The sequence below is a fragment of the Pseudomonas sp. C2.3V genome, assembly GCF_058536325.1.
Window position 1 is genome coordinate 2946255 of record NZ_JBZUBN010000001.1, and the last position, 15688, is coordinate 2961942.

Annotated in this window: 15 protein-coding genes; 7 read left to right on the forward strand and 8 right to left on the reverse strand. The window is 55.8% G+C overall.

All coding sequences use genetic code 11. From position 1 onward, the window contains the following. Positions 1 to 24 precede the first annotated feature (24 nt). The 4 genes from purM to AC4LF3_RS14060 all read left to right on the forward strand — a co-directional run bounded on the left by purM (position 25) and on the right by AC4LF3_RS14060 (position 2853). Complete coding sequence (gene purM / locus AC4LF3_RS14045) at positions 25 to 1083, forward strand: phosphoribosylformylglycinamidine cyclo-ligase (RefSeq protein WP_491835494.1); 1059 nt, start codon at positions 25 to 27, stop codon at positions 1081 to 1083. Continuing rightward, positions 1083 to 1733 carry a phosphoribosylglycinamide formyltransferase gene (gene purN, locus AC4LF3_RS14050; protein ID WP_074824605.1) on the forward strand — a complete coding sequence of 217 codons (651 nt, stop codon included), beginning with the start codon at positions 1083 to 1085 and terminating at the stop codon, positions 1731 to 1733. Before purM ends, purN begins: the two co-directional genes overlap by 1 nt. A 12-nt stretch (positions 1734 to 1745) precedes the next feature. Further along, complete coding sequence (locus tag AC4LF3_RS14055) at positions 1746 to 2462, forward strand: DUF3108 domain-containing protein (protein ID WP_010795206.1); 717 nt, start codon at positions 1746 to 1748, stop codon at positions 2460 to 2462. Between the two features lie 220 nt (positions 2463 to 2682). After that, positions 2683 to 2853 (forward strand): hypothetical protein, encoded by a 171-nt coding sequence (locus tag AC4LF3_RS14060; protein ID WP_019366332.1) that lies wholly within the window; start codon positions 2683 to 2685, stop codon positions 2851 to 2853. Between the two features lie 61 nt (positions 2854 to 2914). On the opposite strand, the gene AC4LF3_RS14065 is transcribed toward AC4LF3_RS14060, so the two are convergent. From AC4LF3_RS14065 to AC4LF3_RS14075, 3 genes are read right to left on the reverse strand one after another with little or no spacing between them, the layout of a single operon-like run. Continuing rightward, positions 2915 to 5122 (reverse strand): xanthine dehydrogenase family protein molybdopterin-binding subunit, encoded by a 2208-nt coding sequence (locus tag AC4LF3_RS14065; protein ID WP_491835495.1) that lies wholly within the window; start codon positions 5120 to 5122, stop codon positions 2915 to 2917. Further along, positions 5119 to 6108: an FAD binding domain-containing protein gene (locus AC4LF3_RS14070; RefSeq protein WP_219652631.1), complete on the reverse strand. Its 990-nt coding sequence runs from the start codon at positions 6106 to 6108 to the stop codon at positions 5119 to 5121. The genes AC4LF3_RS14065 and AC4LF3_RS14070 overlap by 4 nt, the downstream gene beginning before the upstream one ends. Next, positions 6105 to 6632 carry a (2Fe-2S)-binding protein gene (locus tag AC4LF3_RS14075; RefSeq protein WP_491835496.1) on the reverse strand — a complete coding sequence of 176 codons (528 nt, stop codon included), beginning with the start codon at positions 6630 to 6632 and terminating at the stop codon, positions 6105 to 6107. The genes AC4LF3_RS14070 and AC4LF3_RS14075 overlap by 4 nt, the downstream gene beginning before the upstream one ends. Positions 6633 to 6902: 270 nt before the next feature. On the opposite strand from AC4LF3_RS14075, the gene AC4LF3_RS14080 reads away from it, so the two are divergent. Beyond that, positions 6903 to 7223: a DUF3509 domain-containing protein gene (locus AC4LF3_RS14080; RefSeq protein ID WP_010795211.1), complete on the forward strand. Its 321-nt coding sequence runs from the start codon at positions 6903 to 6905 to the stop codon at positions 7221 to 7223. Between the two features lie 38 nt (positions 7224 to 7261). Here the strand turns inward: AC4LF3_RS14080 and AC4LF3_RS14085 are convergent, their stop codons facing one another. After that, positions 7262 to 7816 (reverse strand): DJ-1 family glyoxalase III, encoded by a 555-nt coding sequence (locus AC4LF3_RS14085; RefSeq protein WP_491835497.1) that lies wholly within the window; start codon positions 7814 to 7816, stop codon positions 7262 to 7264. Between the two features lie 389 nt (positions 7817 to 8205). Continuing rightward, entirely contained in the window at positions 8206 to 8439 is a 234-nt protein-coding gene (locus AC4LF3_RS14090) for a hypothetical protein (protein ID WP_010795213.1), read from the reverse strand. 339 nt (positions 8440 to 8778) lie between these two features. Here AC4LF3_RS14090 and AC4LF3_RS14095 point away from each other — a divergent pair, with 339 nt between their 5' ends. Further along, positions 8779 to 10188: a DHA2 family efflux MFS transporter permease subunit gene (locus tag AC4LF3_RS14095; RefSeq protein ID WP_491835498.1), complete on the forward strand. Its 1410-nt coding sequence runs from the start codon at positions 8779 to 8781 to the stop codon at positions 10186 to 10188. Between the two features lie 7 nt (positions 10189 to 10195). Here AC4LF3_RS14095 and AC4LF3_RS14100 read toward each other — a convergent pair whose 3' ends face one another. From AC4LF3_RS14100 to AC4LF3_RS14110, 3 genes are read right to left on the reverse strand one after another with little or no spacing between them, the layout of a single operon-like run. Further along, the gene (locus AC4LF3_RS14100) at positions 10196 to 10876 is read right to left on the reverse strand and encodes a Fe2+-dependent dioxygenase (RefSeq protein WP_150346906.1); all 681 of its coding nucleotides are present in this window, start codon (positions 10874 to 10876) and stop codon (positions 10196 to 10198) included. 11 nt (positions 10877 to 10887) lie between these two features. Continuing rightward, positions 10888 to 11676 (reverse strand): tetratricopeptide repeat protein, encoded by a 789-nt coding sequence (locus AC4LF3_RS14105; RefSeq protein ID WP_491835499.1) that lies wholly within the window; start codon positions 11674 to 11676, stop codon positions 10888 to 10890. 17 nt (positions 11677 to 11693) lie between these two features. Beyond that, positions 11694 to 13991 (reverse strand): TonB-dependent receptor, encoded by a 2298-nt coding sequence (locus tag AC4LF3_RS14110; protein WP_491835500.1) that lies wholly within the window; start codon positions 13989 to 13991, stop codon positions 11694 to 11696. Between the two features lie 190 nt (positions 13992 to 14181). On the opposite strand from AC4LF3_RS14110, the gene AC4LF3_RS14115 reads away from it, so the two are divergent. Continuing rightward, a complete protein-coding gene (locus tag AC4LF3_RS14115; protein WP_122044747.1) occupies positions 14182 to 15477 on the forward strand; it encodes an NCS2 family permease in 1296 nt (431 codons plus the stop codon). Positions 15478 to 15688 lie beyond the last annotated feature (211 nt).

Consider the following 15688-nt stretch of genomic DNA (forward strand, 5'->3'; position numbering starts at 1 on the left):
AGCATTTTTAAAAGGCCTGGATTCATGAGCAAGCAACCCTCGTTGAGCTACAAGGACGCCGGAGTGGATATCGACGCAGGCGAAGCCCTGGTTGAACGTATCAAAGGCGTCGCCAAGCGTACTGCCCGCCCGGAAGTCATGGGCGGCCTCGGTGGTTTTGGCGCCCTCTGTGAAATCCCGGCCGGTTACAAGCAGCCGGTTCTGGTTTCAGGTACGGACGGTGTCGGCACCAAGCTTCGTCTGGCAATGAATCTGAAAAAGCATGACAGCATTGGTATCGACCTTGTTGCTATGTGTGTAAATGACCTGGTTGTCTGTGGCGCCGAGCCACTCTTCTTCCTGGACTACTATGCCACCGGCAAACTGAACGTTGATGTCGCGGCTCAGGTAGTGACCGGTATCGGCGAAGGCTGTGAGCAGGCCGGATGCTCGCTGGTGGGGGGTGAGACCGCCGAAATGCCCGGCATGTACGAGGGCGAAGACTACGATCTGGCTGGTTTCTGCGTAGGCGTGGTGGAAAAGGCCGAGATCATCGACGGCTCCAAGGTATCGACCGGCGATGCGCTGATCGCGCTGCCCTCCTCCGGCCCGCACTCCAATGGTTACTCCCTGATCCGCAAGATCATTGAGGTTGCAGGCGCGGATATCGAAAGCATCCAGCTCGACGGCAAACCTTTGACCGACCTTCTGATGGCGCCGACGCGTATCTATGTCAAACCCCTGCTCAAGCTGATCAAGGATACCGGCGCCGTGAAAGCGATGGCCCACATCACTGGTGGCGGCCTGCTCGAAAACATTCCGCGCGTTCTGCCTGAAAACGCGCAGGCAGTCATCGACGTGGAGAGCTGGACACGTCCGGTCGTATTCGACTGGCTGCAACAGCAGGGCAACGTTGACGAGACAGAAATGCATCGCGTGCTGAATTGCGGTGTTGGCATGGTCATCTGCGTCGCGCAGGAGCACGTTGAGAAGGCGCTGAACACGTTGCGCGATGCGGACGAGCAGCCCTGGGTAATCGGTCAGATCGCCGCCTGCGATGAAAGCGCTCCTCGCGTTGTACTGAACAACCTGAAGACGCATTGATGCCTGCACGTTGTAATGTCGTGGTATTGATCTCAGGTGCCGGTAGCAACCTACAGGCACTGATCGATGCCTCGACCAGCCCGGAGGCGCCCATCCAGATCCGCGCGGTGGTTTCCAACCGTGCGGATGCCTACGGATTGGAGCGTGCTCGCCAAGCGGGCATCGAGGCGCAGGTTCTTGACCATACACAGTTCGCTGATCGGGAGGCGTTCGACGCTGCCCTCGTCGAGCTGGTTGATCGCTTTGAACCGGACCTCTTGGTCCTGGCCGGCTTCATGCGTATCCTGACGGAGCGCTTCGTGACCCATTACCGAGGCCGGCTGCTCAATATTCACCCCTCCCTGTTGCCACGCTATACCGGTCTGCGTACGCATCAACGTGCGCTGGATGCAGGCGATCTGGAGCATGGCTGCAGTGTTCACTTTGTTACGGAAGAGCTTGATGGCGGCCCGGTTGTTGTACAGGCCGTCGTTCCCATTCATCCTGGTGACACAGCGGAAACCCTGGCCCAGCGCGTTCACGGACAGGAACACGTAATTTATCCTCTGGCTGTCAGCTGGTTCGCCCAAGGGCGCTTACGGCTGACTGAGCGAGGCGCTGAACTGGATGCCCAGCCGTTGCCGGCTACCGGACATGTCATTCGATCCTAGGAGAAATATCCCATGCGACGATTGTTGTGCCTGATCGCATTTGCGCTGGCCCTGCCCGCCCATGCGTTCGACCTTAAACCCTTTGATGCCAGCTATACCGCCGACTGGAAGCAGATGCCCATGAGTGGCTCAGCTGAGCGGCACCTGACAAAACAGCAGGATGGCAATTGGAAACTTGAATTCAGTGCCTCCATGCTGGTGGCGGGCCTGACCGAAGCCAGTACGTTCCGCTATGAAGGCGACACGTTCCTGCCCACGAGCTATAGCTATTCACGCCATGGCCTGGGTAAAAGCCGTGAAAGCAAGCTGACTTTTGACTGGACCGCGAAGAAAGTCACCGGCACTGAAAAAGGCGACTCGGTCAACCTGCCGCTGGACCGTGGTCTGGTGGACAAGTCCACTTACCAGCTGCTTTTGCAGCATGATGTGGCAGACGGCAAGAAAAGCATGAGCTACCAAGTGGTCGACGGTGATGAGATCGATACTTACGACTTTCGCGTAATTGGCGAGGAGCGCGTGCGCACCAAGGTGGGTCTGGTTGATGCCATCAAGGTCGAGCGCGTTCGAGACCCCACCAAGAGCAACCGCAAGACTGAACTGTGGTTTGCGAAGAACTGGGATTACCTGCTGGTCCGCCTGTATCAGATGGAAACCGATGGCAAGGAATACCAGATCATGCTGGAAGACGGCTCCGTTGATGGCAAGCCGGTAAAAGGTCAGCAAGGCTAAATCGCCTGGTACCTCTAAAAACGCGTCTTATCGAGAGGTAAGACGCGTTTTTTATTGCCTGTGTTTTTGCAAAAGGACGTGCCGCCTGTTGAACCTGCGACATATTGTCGCTATAAATGTAACAGATTATTGCAAACAATCAGCTTGGTCTCTTTTTCTGATTGATCAATGATCGAGTTGTTAGCTGCCTTGCGTGCCCTTTTAACCAAGGAGAAAGACAATGACCGTTACAGTGACTGAACGCGACGAAAACCATATGTCTCAAGAAGCCCGTTCATTGGGTTTATCTGTCTGGGACGTTCACCAGGAAGGCCATTTAGTCGGTATTTATCATTCCGAGGCCGATGCGGTCGCGTATAAAGCGCAGATCGAAGAAGAAAGTCAGCGTTGATTTAAAGCAGTATCCATAAAAAAGCCCGCCTGTTAGAGGCGGGCTTTTTTGATCAGTCGTTTTATTCGAAAACCTTATCCAGGGTAATTGGCAGATCGCGAATACGCTTGCCTGTTGCGTGATAGACCGCGTTGGCGATAGCCGCCGCAACCCCTACGATACCGATCTCGCCTATCCCCTTTGCACCGAGCGGATTGACGATCTCGTCGTGCTCTTCGACAAAGATGACATCCAGATCATGCACATCGGCGTTTACCGGAAAATGGTATTCGGCAATGTTGTGGTTCATCCAGCGGGCCAGATCCTTATCAAGCATCCCCTCTTCCTGCATGGCCATGCCAATCCCCCAGACCATTCCGCCCAGGATCTGGTTTCGTCCTGGCTTGAGACTCAAGACGCGCCCCGCTGCAATGGCACTGACCATCCGGCTGACCTGAATCGTACCGAAGTCTTCATCGACCTTGACCTCCACAAACACTGCAGAGTGGGTAGCCGTTGTGTAATCGTCCCGCTCCTTCTTAGGCGAGGCACTGGCGGAAGCCTCCATGCTTGGTGTCCCCCCCTTTTTCAAGAGATCAGCGATCTTGATTCGCTCGGCAGGTGCGGCCTTGATGCAAATTTCACCATTTTCGAAAACGACGTCGGTCAACTCAAGGTTGCTGAAGGGCGATTGATCCTCTTCCTTGGCTTGATCGAGCAGTTGCTGTTGAAGGGTTTCGCATGCCTGCTTAACGGCGGAGCCAACAGAAGAAACGGTAAACGATCCCCCTTCCAGAGGCGCCTTGGGCAAAGTCGAGTCGCCCAATCTGAATGTGACCTTTTCCAGAGGCAGGCCGAAGATTTCCGCTGCGATCTGGGTCATGACGGTATAGGTACCCGTACCGATATCAGCTGTAGCGCTGGAGACGACCAAGCTACCGTCGATGTTGATCACTGCCTTGGCACTGGCGGGATTCTGCATGGCCTCCCAGACACCGGTTGCCATTCCCCACCCTACCAGCTGCTTGCCATCGCGCATTGAGCGTGGTTCGTGACTACGCTTGGACCAGCCAAACCGTTCGGCACCCTGGCGGTAGCATTCGAGCAACTCCTTGCTTGAGTAAGGCTTGTTGGAGGCAGGATCGACATCCGTGAAGTTGCGGATACGAAACTCCAATGGATCAATGTTGGCCGCGTGGGCCAGCTCGTCCATCGCGGATTCAAGGCCATAGACACCTAGCACAGCGCCTGGGGCACGCATGTCCAGCGGTGTATAGAGGTCAAGGGGAGCCAGCTTGTAATCCAGCCGCACGTTGGGGCATCCATAGAGCGAAGCGGACCAGACCACGACCATCTCGGTGAAGTCCTCAAAGCTTGAAGTCTCGCCTACCACTTCGTGGATAGTCGAAACCAGCTTGCCTTCCTGGTCACACGCCAGCCGGAAATGCTGGATGGTTTCCGGGCGATGACCGAACGAGAACATTTGCTCGCGGGACAGCACTACACGAACGGAACGCTTGAGCTTAAGCGCCGCCATGGTCGCCAGTACCAGTTGATACTGTGGACGCAGACCAGAACCAAAGGCGCCACCCACAAAGGGTGTTACGACACGTACATCTCCATCAGGCAGGCCGAAGATGTTGGAAATGAACTGAGCGCTGTTCTGTACGCCCTGCGTCTTGTCGTGGACGGTCAACTTGCCATCCGTGTTGTAAATGACCGTAGAGGCATGCATCTCCATCGGATTGTGAAACTCGGCGGCCGAATGGTATTCCGCCTCGATCTTGACTGGTGCACTCGCCCAGGCGCTATCGGCATCGCCGCGATCTGGCGGCATGGGCGTAGGCGCCTTATGGGCATTGCCACGCTGAGCGTAGATGTCAGCCTGATGCGGCTCGGTTTCGTAATCCACTCGAATCAGCGAAGCCGCATAGCGAGCAGCTTCGAAGCTTTCTGCCACCACCAGCGCAACCGGCTGCATGTTGAACAGGACTCGGTCGTTATAGAGAGGACGAAAGTGCTTGCCATCTGCGGCGTCCATATCGGTGTAGCTTTCGTTATACGATGCCACCTCGGGACGGTTTTCATGGGTAATGACATCCAGAACACCCGGAACATTGAGCGCTGCCTGGGTATCGATGCTCAGGATGCGGCCCTTGGCTACCGAGCTGTTGACGACATAGCCGGTACAGAGGTCGGCTGTACCGAACTCACCGGCATAAAGGGCTTTGCCAGTTACCTTGAGTGGCCCATCGACCCGAGAAACGGCCTTTCCTAGATAAGCTGTCATTTAGCATTTACTCCTGAAGCAGCCTCGCTCAAGGCACGCACAATGGCGCGCTTGGCCAGTTCAATCTTGAAGCTGTTGTGCTCGAACCCCTGGGCTCCCTGCATGAGCAATTCTGCAGCTGCCCGAAAGTTCTCTTCGGTAGCCGGCTTGCCTGCCAGCAATGCTTCAGCCTCAGGTTTACGCCAGGGTTTATGGGCCACACCTCCCAAGGCAATACGGGCTGTACCTACGTTGTCGCCGTTGAGTTCCAGCGCCGCTGCAACCGAGACAAGCGCAAAAGCATAGGACGCTCGGTCACGGATCTTGACGTAGGCGTAGTTCTCGGCAAATCCTCTGGGAGGCAGCTCAACAGCAGTAATGAGTTCATGCTGCCCCAGATTGGTGTCCAGATGCGGTGTATCACCAGGCAAACGGTGAAACTCGCTCATCGGAATCACGCGGTCACCCTCAGGCCCTGACACATGAACCGAGGCCTCCAACGCAGCCAACGCAACGGCCATGTCGGATGGATGGACGGCGATACACTGATCGCTGTGCCCCAGAACGGCATGGATGCGGTTCTGGCCATTGAGCGCCCCGCAGCCTGAGCCCGGCTCGCGCTTATTGCAGGGCGTGCCGATATCATAGAAGTAATAACAACGCGTGCGCTGGAGCAGATTGCCCCCGGTGGACGCCATGTTGCGCAGCTGGGCCGAGGCACCCGCCAGAATGGCTTGAGAAAGTAAGGGATACACCCGCTCGACATCAGGATGGTAGGCAACCGTCGAGTTCTTGACCAATGCCCCGATATGCAAGCCCCCGGCCTGCGTCGTTTCGATCTCGCGCAAGGGCAACGCATTGATATCGACCAGCTGGTCGGGGCGTGCCACGTTTTCCTTCATCAGGTCGAGCAGGTTGGTCCCACCGGCGATGAACCGCCCCGTGTCACTTAACTGCTGGATGGCATCGGTGACTTGCTGGGGTTTTGAATAACTGAAGCGATTCATTCCCGTGGCCCTCCCTTGCAGGCAGGCATGGCCTGCTCGATAGCCGCCAGAATGTTGTTGTAAGCACCGCAACGGCACAGGTTTCCGCTCATTTGCTCACGAATCTCATCACGCGTCTGCGCCTTGCCTTCCTTGATCATGCCAATGGCAGAACAGATCTGCCCCGGTGTGCAATAACCGCACTGGAAGGCATCTTGCTCAACGAAGGCTGCCTGCATGGGATGTAACTCATCGCCGTTGGCCAGGCCTTCGATAGTTGTGATTTCAACGCCGTCCTGCATGACGGCCAGACTCAGACAGGAGTTGATGCGGGTTCCGTTGACCAACACGGTACAGGCACCACACTGTCCATGGTCGCATCCTTTCTTCGTACCGGTCATGTCCAGGTGTTCGCGTAGCAGATCAAGCAATGTCGTCCAGGGCTCGACGGCCAGCTCATGCTGTTTACCGTTGATGATCAGGGAAATCGTATGGGTATCAGCACCGGCGTCGGGCCGAAGCTGGCGAGCAGGAGTCGCATTCATAAAGGCCTCACGGTCGTAAAGGGGAGTGATCTGAAGTCACTCTTTTTTTCATGAAAGGCATCGATTGGATGTCTATTTCAGGAATACGACTGAAAGCTTCCGTCAAGGGTTCAGCACAAACCCATGGCAAGATGTGATGGAGGACTCAGTGCGATGCTCGACCAGAAACCGTTATTCACTACAGATATAAAAGGCTTCGCCTGAAGGCTCGGTTTTTGCACAGCCTTTATGGTGTTTGAGCGGTACGTGAAGGCAGTGAGGAAAAGCACTATGGCAATGAGTCCCTTGCAATCCATTGCACAAGCGTTCGAGGCGGATTTCAGTATCAATTTTCTGATCGAAAATCTGGAAGGCAGCGTCACGCTGGTACTGACCGACCAGAAAGGCTCGAAAATCCGCCGAATCATCACAGCGGAACAACTGGCAGACCCGGCAAGGGTTCAGCGCGTAATCGACACCATACGGTTTGGGCTGGCCATTGACGCAGGCCAAGGGATTTCAGTGATGAAAGCGCTTTCGGAGCCGGCCAATGATCAGGCACTTACGCCATCAATTGGCCGGCAAGGTGCGGCTTCCGATGGCACTGCCTAGGTGCGCCGTTGACCCACGACGGCGCACGGAACGTGCTATCAAAAGGGTGTCAGCAACGCCTCTGCAACGGTGTCGCGCTGTTCCTTACCCACAAGCTGATTGACCAATTCAAGAGCAAACAGCTGGGCTGTACCGGGGCCTTGGCTAGTGACACAACGGCCATCCACTACGACGGGCTCGTTGACATATTGCCCTTGCTCGAGTTGCTCGATAAAGCTTGGGTAGCAGGTTATACGCTTACCCTCGACCAACCCCCAGGGTTCGAGAATGACAGCAGGCGCAGCGCAAATCGCTCCGTAGAGTCTGCCCTGTTCTACATGCCGTCGCATGAAATGGCGCAGCGCCGTGCAGTCGGCCAACCGTTGAGCACCTGGCATGCCACCAGGCAAGACAATAAGATCAAAGCTCATGGCCTGCACTTCCAGTAAGGTCACATCGCTCATCAAGCGGGCACCTCTGGCCAGCGTAATCTGGCGACGCGCCTCGATACTGGTTACCAGTACCTCGATGCCAGCACGACGCAGTACATCGATCAGCGTAACGGTTTCGATATCCTCATTACCGTCCGCAACGGCAAGCAAAGCGCGAATCATGGAACCTCCTGCTGTCAGACACGCATACCTTAGTGCAAAGCATAGGTTCTAAAAACAACAAACGGTTCAGTTTGTTACCTTCGTTGAGGAGATCGGCAGGAATAGAATCAATCGCTGCCATTCATAATGCAGCTAAACTCGCCATTCCAGAGCGTCCGGCAAAAGTCGAGCCTTGTTTGTACTACTCGCAAGATAAATCGGTCCATTGCAACTACATACTCCTTCCTGCTCGCCTGTCATAAGCAAAGTTTGTGAATATCATTGCGCCTCAATATTATGGGCTGGTATTACTTTGCTTTAAGAGAAAAGGCGTCGCAGGCTCTGCCGTGACGCCCCAGCTCAACAGGTAGGTTGGTTATTTATGGTGACCCTGTAGGTTACAAGGTCACTTAAACGCCAGCTTGATGCAGCGTTCTGGATGTTTTACGACCACGCAAGCTGGGCGACCATAGCCCCAGACGCGCCTGAAGTTGCTCGATACGTGCCAGCGCCTCAGCGTATGACTCGTTCAGTCCTTCGATAGTGTGCTTCTGCTGCTCAAGCTCTTTACGCAGCAGTTCATTTTCCTGGCGCAGGTTCAGTTCAAGCAGGATTTCATCAGAGTGGAAAAGATCATTCTGCATTACGAACACCCTTGATACTGTACACGCATACAGTAACTCAAAACTCCTCCTTGACAAATCAAAACCCGACCAAATGCACCTGTTTTTGAAGGGCAAAACCTCAGCAATGGCGCGGCCTCCAGCCCTCCTGGCAACCTCAATTGACTGAACGAGCAGACAAACCGAAAAAGAGGCATTTGAAATCAAACAGATAGCTATATTTTCTCGGAACTTCATTAGCATTTATCAGCCGCTTCGCTGAAATTAACCGTTTTCTCTTCTTTTCCAACCTTATTGGCTATACCCCACCCTTAACGATATCTGTAGGATGCTGTTGACCCATTTCCTGATGTCTTTCTCATGTCTTATTCCAAACGCCAGTCGACTTCTGTAGCCCTGCTGGTAGCTGCCACCTTTTTCATGGAAAACCTGGACGCTACCGTGATCGCAACGGCACTTCCACAAATGGGAGAGTCCTTTCGGCGTTCGGCTGTCGATCTTAACGTTGGGATCAGTGCCTACATTCTGGCGCTTGCTGTGTTCATTCCTATCAGCGGATGGATTGCGGACCGCTTTGGTGCCCGCCGTGTCTTTGCGAGCGCTATAGGCTTCTTCACACTGGCCTCGCTGCTATGCGGCATTGCTCAGACACTTGAGCAATTCATTGCCGCCCGGGTGTTGCAAGGCATTGGCGGTGCCATGATGGTGCCCGTAGGCCGTCTGGTAGTGTTGCGCATCACTGAAAAGAAGGATCTGGTCAGAGCCATTGCCTTTATTACCTGGCCTGGCTTGATCGCACCTGTACTAGGTCCTCCGCTAGGTGGACTGATTACCACCTATACGTCTTGGCGCTGGATTTTCTACCTTAACCTGCCCCTGGGGCTGATCGCCCTTATTCTGGCCCTACGAATGATTCCGACCGGCACCGAAACGCGCCGGGCACCACTTGATTGGTTTGGCTTTCTATTAGTAAGCGGTGCCTGCCTTACGCTTATGTTCGGCATGGAGCAAATCGGTCAAGGTCACGATACGCTGGGCAGTAATCTGGTATGGATACTGACAGGCCTCATGCTGGGTGGGCTGGCCGTCTGGCATATGCGCCAGCAGGAACATCCACTGATCGACCTTTCGAACCTCGGCATTCAGACCTACCGCGTGTCGCTGTATGGCGGTACTCTGTTTCGTATCAGCATCAACACCGCACCCTTTCTGCTGCCATTGATGTTCCAGCTGTGCTTTGGCTTCAATGCGTTTCATGCTGGTCTGATTCTACTAGCGCTGTTTGCCGGAAACCTTTTCATGAAGGTATTTACCACACCGGTCATGCGTCTGTTCGGTCTGCGGCGAACCCTGATCGTCAACGGTCTGGTTTGCGCCGTGACGCTTCTGCTCTGCGCTCTGCTGTCCGAGCGCTGGCCCCTGCCCTCTATTCTGCTCCTGCTATTCGTAAGCGGCATGGCGCGCTCACTGCAATTTACCGCCAACAATACACTTGCCTTTGCCGACGTCCCCAAGCCCAGGATGAGCGACGCCTCCACGCTGTTCAGTACGGTATTTCAACTCTCGACCGGTATTGGCGTGGCCATTGGCGCATTGGCGCTCAGGGTCTCCATGGAGTGGAACGATCATGCCACAGCGCAGCTTACCGATTTCCACACGGCCTTCATCGTCATTGGCGTAATAGGCTTGTTAAGCGTGATAGACAGCCTTGGACTGGCCCGCAATGCAGGGGATGCCGTTACGGGACATCAACCACGCCACGTCCGCTAAACAGGCGTTAGACGTCAGCCCATTGCCGGAGCAGGTTGTGATAGGTTCCGGTCAGTGCAAGCAGAGCCTCATGATCAGGCACATCGCGGGTAAGACGCTGTATGGCCTGATCCAGGTCATACAACAAGCGGCGATGACCATCATCACGCACTAGGCTTTGAGTCCAGAAAAAACTGGCGATACGTGCGCCGCGTGTCACCGGCGCAACCCGATGAAGACTCGTAGCAGGATAGATGACCATGTCACCTGCAGGAAGCTTGACCTGCTGCTCGCCATAGGTGTCCTGAATAATCAGCTCACCGCCATCGTAGGTATCGGGCGAAGAGAAGAAAAGTGTCGCAGAGACATCCGTACGGACCCGCTCAGGATGCCCTTTCAATGCGCGGATGGCGTTATCGATATGAAATCCGAAAGACCCGCCTTCTCTATAACAGTTGAACAACGGAGGAAACACCTTTCGTGGCAAGACTGCCGACACGAAAACAGGGTGGTGGCTCAGACGCTGAACGATCTGATTGCCCAGCTCGATAGAGACCGGGTCATCCTCGGGTAATTGAATATTGTGCTTGGCTCTGGCGGACTGATGACCTGCCGTTACCTTTCCGTCTCCCCATTTCGCCTGCCGCAACACATGTTCGATGTCACATGCCTCTTCGGGCGAAAATACGCCGGGGATATGTACGAGCATAAAATCTTCCTTTAGATGTCAGGGCACAGCGAGGGTGACGATGAAAAGCCTTCCTTGCCGGAAGACATCGCTGGCAAAGGTTCCTGCATTCGGGCGTAGCGGCTATTGATTTCAGCTGCCAGCGCACGCAATGGCTCACTGTCGGAGACCGCCAGTGCCTCGGCTATTTTTTGTAGAAAGCCGGGTGTGGCCGTTCGCATGGCCTGCCTTAGCCACGATACCGCTTCATCCACCCGCCCCTGTCGGGTCAGTAGGGCTGCATGACTGCACTGTCCTCGAAAGTCGCCAGCCTGTGCGGCAGACAGATACCAGCGTGCAGCCTCTTCCATGTCCACGGGTACGCCCCAGCCTTCTTCATAAAAGCGTCCCACCAGGTTCATTGATTTGGCGTGGCCTTGTCTGGCTGCCTGGCGGTACAGCTCCAATGCGGCGGCGCGATCCCTGGGTACACCACGCCCCTGCGCCAGCAGGTTGGCATAATTGTAGAATCCCCAGTCGAGCCCAAGCTGCGCGGCTTGGGCATACGCCCGTGCGGCAGCTGCCAGATCTACAGCCGTCCCCCAGCCATTTTCCAGACAACGCCCCACCATGTTCATGGCATCCGCATGACCATGGTGGGCTGCAATACGGAACCACCGCAACGCCAACGCCTGGTCGCGCTGAATGCCGTTACCATCAAGCAGGATCTGCCCGAGACGCGCCTGCGCCTCGGGCAAACCACGTTCGGCCCCCTGCAGGAGGAACCGAGCAAGTCGCCGCGGATCCTCCAGCCCGTAACGCAGCAGGGAGTCAGTGCCCAACGAGGGGTGCCGCCCTGTCAAAAGCTGTACTCGGCTGTTAACTGAGCACCGCGTCCTTCACCTGGAACACCGAAGCCACGGCCGTTGTACTGACGCCAGTAGTGCTTGTCGAACAGGTTGACGATGTTGAGGCGCAGGGCCAGATCAGAGGTCGCCTGCCAGTCCACCGCCGCGTTATGCACCACATAATCCGGCACCTTTACACGCTGTTCGCTGGTAATCGCCTGCGCACGGCCCAAGGCAATGTAGCGCTCCCCTACATAGTTGACGCCATAGCTGACCGTCACGTCATGCGGCAGAGCATAGCTGGTCCAGAGGCTGGCTGAATGGCGCGGCGTGTTGGGCAGCGAAATTCCCTCCTCACTGGCGTTGGGGTTGGCAAAGTCGGTGCTACTGTTAACCGAACTGTAGCTGCGGATCTTGCTCTTCATATACGCGTATCCACCGAACACCGACCATTTGTCTGTGATGTTGCCGGAGGCACCCAGTTCAAAACCGTCAACACGATATTTTGAGCTGAAAGCATTACCCAACTCGTCGTCACTGTCATATTGCGTGCTTTCCAGATCCGTACGGAACAGGGCGGCCGTCAGTGACAATCGCTCGTGCATCAGATCCCACTTGGTCCCTACCTCATACGTCTTGCCCTTGGTAGGTGAAAGCCCCTCCTCTCCCAGGCTTCCAGTTGTGGCGATCTGAATAGAACCGGGCTGCTTGGCATTGCCATAGCTGACGTAGAACGTCCCGTTATCCACGGGCTTGTAGCTCAGGGCGCCACGGTAGCTGAAAAGCTTTTCCTTCTGGCTGACGTTTGCTGCGTCCGTCCAGTTGCTCAGCGTACCGCTAGTCGTGTTCAGGGTGCGAGTGCGGTCACGCGTAGTACGTGCCTTCCAGTGATCCTGACGGGCCGAAACATCCAACTGCCATTGCGGTGAGAACTTCAGGGTATCAATCAGGTAATAGGCTTTGGTTTCCGACTCGGCGTTGATCTCGCCGGTGTAGGCGACTTCACGAGAACCAACGAACTTGGACGGCGGGTTGGCCGGATCAACGGCAAAGGTGTTGCCCTGTGCACCATAGCGCAGGCTGCCCGTCTTGTACCGAAGGTCTTCCCGCGTGTATTCCAGGCCTGTGACCAGAGTATGCTCGATACCCGCGGTATCGAAGCGCCATGTCACGTTTGCCTGGTCACTCAGCGTCTGGTTGTCGGTATGCCGCGCCGGGCCGCGCAATCGACGCAGGGAGGCATTCCCGCCGGCTTCACGGGAAAAGTCGCCCCCTGGGGTTGTTACCACATAGCTGCGCTGGAGCTGATTGAACGAAAGCTGGTTGCTGAAGGAGACGTTACTGTTGATGTCATGCTCGAACCGCCAGGTCGCGCGATCGATGCGGTTGTCTTCCTTATCCAGGTTGCGGTAGCCAAAATATCCATCCCACTTGACGCCCGGAACCCGGCTTGGGTGGCCGCCACTCTGCCGGGGGTTCTTTCCGTCGTGCAGCGTTGGAATTCCGTAATCGTAATTACCGGTGTCTTCCAGATGTTCATACGTGAAGATATTGCGCGTGTCGGTATTGAGACCAAAAGCAAGCGAAGGTGCAATCCCCCACCGATCCCGCTCGATCCAGTCACGCCCGTTGATACCTGACTCATGCCCAACCAAATTCAACCGGAACGCAGTGCCGCTCTCCTCGTCGAGTACATGGTTGGTATCTAGGGTAAGCCGCTTGTAATCCGCTGTTCCAACACCCGCCGTTACGCGGTTGAACTCATGAAGGCTAGGGGTCTTGGTGACCATGTTGATCGCGCCCCCAATGACGCCCGCGCCCCAGGCCGAGGAGCTGGAGCCCTTGACGACTTCAACCTGCTCGGTATTGAACATTTCGGAGCGGGTGTAAAAGGCAGAGTCACGCACGCCATCCAGATAGACGTTCGACCCACCGTAGTTGCCGCTATTGAAGCCGCGGATATTGATGCTGTCCCCTACGCCACCTGCGCCTTCACCGGAGCTGAACGTAATACCAGGCACATTGGAGAGCACCTGCTCAAGCGTTTGGGCGTTCTGCTGCTCGATAACCGCCTGCGGCACGACCGTGATGCTTTGTGGGACGTCACGCAAGGGTTGCGTGTACTTGTCGGAGGACAGCGTTTGCGTCTGGTACTCCCCTTCGGCATCAGCTGTGACGGTCAGACTGTCCAGCTCCTGCGGTGCCTGCTCTGCGGTTTGTCCATGAGTCAGCCCCGATAAGGACGCCAGGGCCAAGCCAATGGACGTCTTGTAGGGAAGGCTAATTACCGAAGTATCTCTTTCTCGCATGACGAGCCCTTTTTCACGTTATTTTCACAAATGTCAAAATTTCGTGAAATGATAATAATTATCAGGCGCTCATGCCAGTGCGGCTTCGTCTGCTTATTACTTTTAGAAGATTACGAACGGAAACATCAGCTTGGGGACCTGCTATCATGCGCGCCCTTCGCTGACTTCAACTTATTCGGAGCCTTTTCCCATGCTGGAAAAACTCTTCCAACTCAAGGCCCATGGCACGAATGTGCGTACGGAACTGCTGGCAGGGGTTACAACCTTTCTAGCCATGGCCTATATCCTGTTCGTCAACCCGAGCATCCTCGGCGAGACCGGCATGGATAAAGGCGCGGTATTTGTTGCGACCTGCCTGGCAGCCGCCATTGGCTCGGCCATCATGGGCATGATTGCCAACTATCCCATCGCCCTGGCGCCAGGGATGGGCCTCAACGCCTTCTTTACCTATACCGTCGTGCTTCACATGGGGCATACTTGGCAGGCAGCACTGGGGGCGGTATTCCTGTCTGCACTGATGTTTTTCATCCTGTCGGTCTTTCGCATCCGAGAATGGATCATTAACAGCATTCCACTGGCGCTACGCTCAGGAATTGCAGCCGGTATCGGCCTGTTCCTGGCACTGATCGCCCTTCAAGGTGCGGGTATCGTTGTAGATAACCCTGCCACCCTGGTAGGCCTGGGTGATCTGACGAAACCCGGTCCGATCCTGGCGATCCTGGGCTTCTTCCTGATCGTGGCGCTGGAAGCCCGTGGGGTCACAGGTGCCGTCCTGATCGGTATTCTGGCCGTCACGCTCGTGGCTATCGGTATTGGTGCCACGCCGTTTGGCGGCGTGCTGTCCATGCCGCCCTCGCTGGCGCCAACCTTCCTACAGCTGGATATCAAGGGCGCGCTGGATATCGGTCTGGTGAGCGTGATATTCGCCTTCCTGTTCGTAGACTTGTTTGACAACTCCGGCACCTTGATCGGAGTGGCCAAGCGCGCTGGTCTGATGGGCCCAGACGGTCATCTGCCCAAGATGGGTCGCGCTCTGATCGCGGACAGCAGCGCGGCCATGTTTGGCTCGTTGCTGGGCACCTCTACGACAACCAGCTACATCGAATCGGCTGCAGGCGTCAGCGCTGGCGGTCGTACAGGTCTAACGGCGGTCGTGGTAGCCGGTCTGTTCCTGCTCGCCCTGTTCTTTGCACCGCTGGCAGGCAGCGTTCCGGCCTTTGCGACTGCACCAGCGCTGTTCTTCATCGCCGTGCTGATGGCCTCGGGGTTGGCCGAGATTGAGTGGGATGATCTGACCACTGCTGCGCCCGTTCTGATCACGGCGCTGGCCATGCCACTAACGTATTCCATTGCCAATGGCATCGCGTTCGGCTTCATCTCCTGGACAGTTATCAAGCTATTGTCGGGTCGCACACGTGACCTGAACATTGCCTTGGTCATCCTATCCATTCTCTTCGTCATCAAATTAGGCTGGTTCAACGCCTGATGTTGAGCATGAGGGTGGGCCTGGCCCACCCTTTTTTACGCTGTGAGGCAGTGGTACTGCCTGATCAGTCTGGACGATGCGTAGCGACAAGCCGTTGCCCTAGGATTTTTCCCTATGGTTTCGGCCCGAGAAAATTCTCAGACTAATGGCATTGGCTGAATAGCAGCCTTTGCCTCCACCCTAGCTGAAAAGCCCACTACGTTCACTGAGC

Bases quoted from the DNA above. Each gene is read 5' to 3' on its own strand.
- AC4LF3_RS14055 (WP_010795206.1), top strand. From the start codon at position 1,746: ATGCGACGATTGTTGTGCCTGATCGCATTTGCGCTGGCCCTGCCCGCC.
- AC4LF3_RS14070 (WP_219652631.1), bottom strand. From the start codon at position 6,108: ATGAATCGCTTCAGTTATTCAAAACCCCAGCAAGTCACCGATGCCATC.
- AC4LF3_RS14065 (WP_491835495.1), bottom strand. From the start codon at position 5,122: ATGACAGCTTATCTAGGAAAGGCCGTTTCTCGGGTCGATGGGCCACTC.
- AC4LF3_RS14075 (WP_491835496.1), bottom strand. From the start codon at position 6,632: ATGAATGCGACTCCTGCTCGCCAGCTTCGGCCCGACGCCGGTGCTGAT.
- AC4LF3_RS14060 (WP_019366332.1), top strand. From the start codon at position 2,683: ATGACCGTTACAGTGACTGAACGCGACGAAAACCATATGTCTCAAGAA.
- AC4LF3_RS14115 (WP_122044747.1), top strand. From the start codon at position 14,182: ATGCTGGAAAAACTCTTCCAACTCAAGGCCCATGGCACGAATGTGCGT.
- AC4LF3_RS14110 (WP_491835500.1), bottom strand. From the start codon at position 13,991: ATGCGAGAAAGAGATACTTCGGTAATTAGCCTTCCCTACAAGACGTCC.
- AC4LF3_RS14100 (WP_150346906.1), bottom strand. From the start codon at position 10,876: ATGCTCGTACATATCCCCGGCGTATTTTCGCCCGAAGAGGCATGTGAC.
- AC4LF3_RS14090 (WP_010795213.1), bottom strand. From the start codon at position 8,439: ATGCAGAATGATCTTTTCCACTCTGATGAAATCCTGCTTGAACTGAAC.
- AC4LF3_RS14085 (WP_491835497.1), bottom strand. From the start codon at position 7,816: ATGATTCGCGCTTTGCTTGCCGTTGCGGACGGTAATGAGGATATCGAA.
- purN (WP_074824605.1), top strand. From the start codon at position 1,083: ATGCCTGCACGTTGTAATGTCGTGGTATTGATCTCAGGTGCCGGTAGC.
- purM (WP_491835494.1), top strand. From the start codon at position 25: ATGAGCAAGCAACCCTCGTTGAGCTACAAGGACGCCGGAGTGGATATC.
- AC4LF3_RS14095 (WP_491835498.1), top strand. From the start codon at position 8,779: ATGTCTTATTCCAAACGCCAGTCGACTTCTGTAGCCCTGCTGGTAGCT.
- AC4LF3_RS14080 (WP_010795211.1), top strand. From the start codon at position 6,903: ATGGCAATGAGTCCCTTGCAATCCATTGCACAAGCGTTCGAGGCGGAT.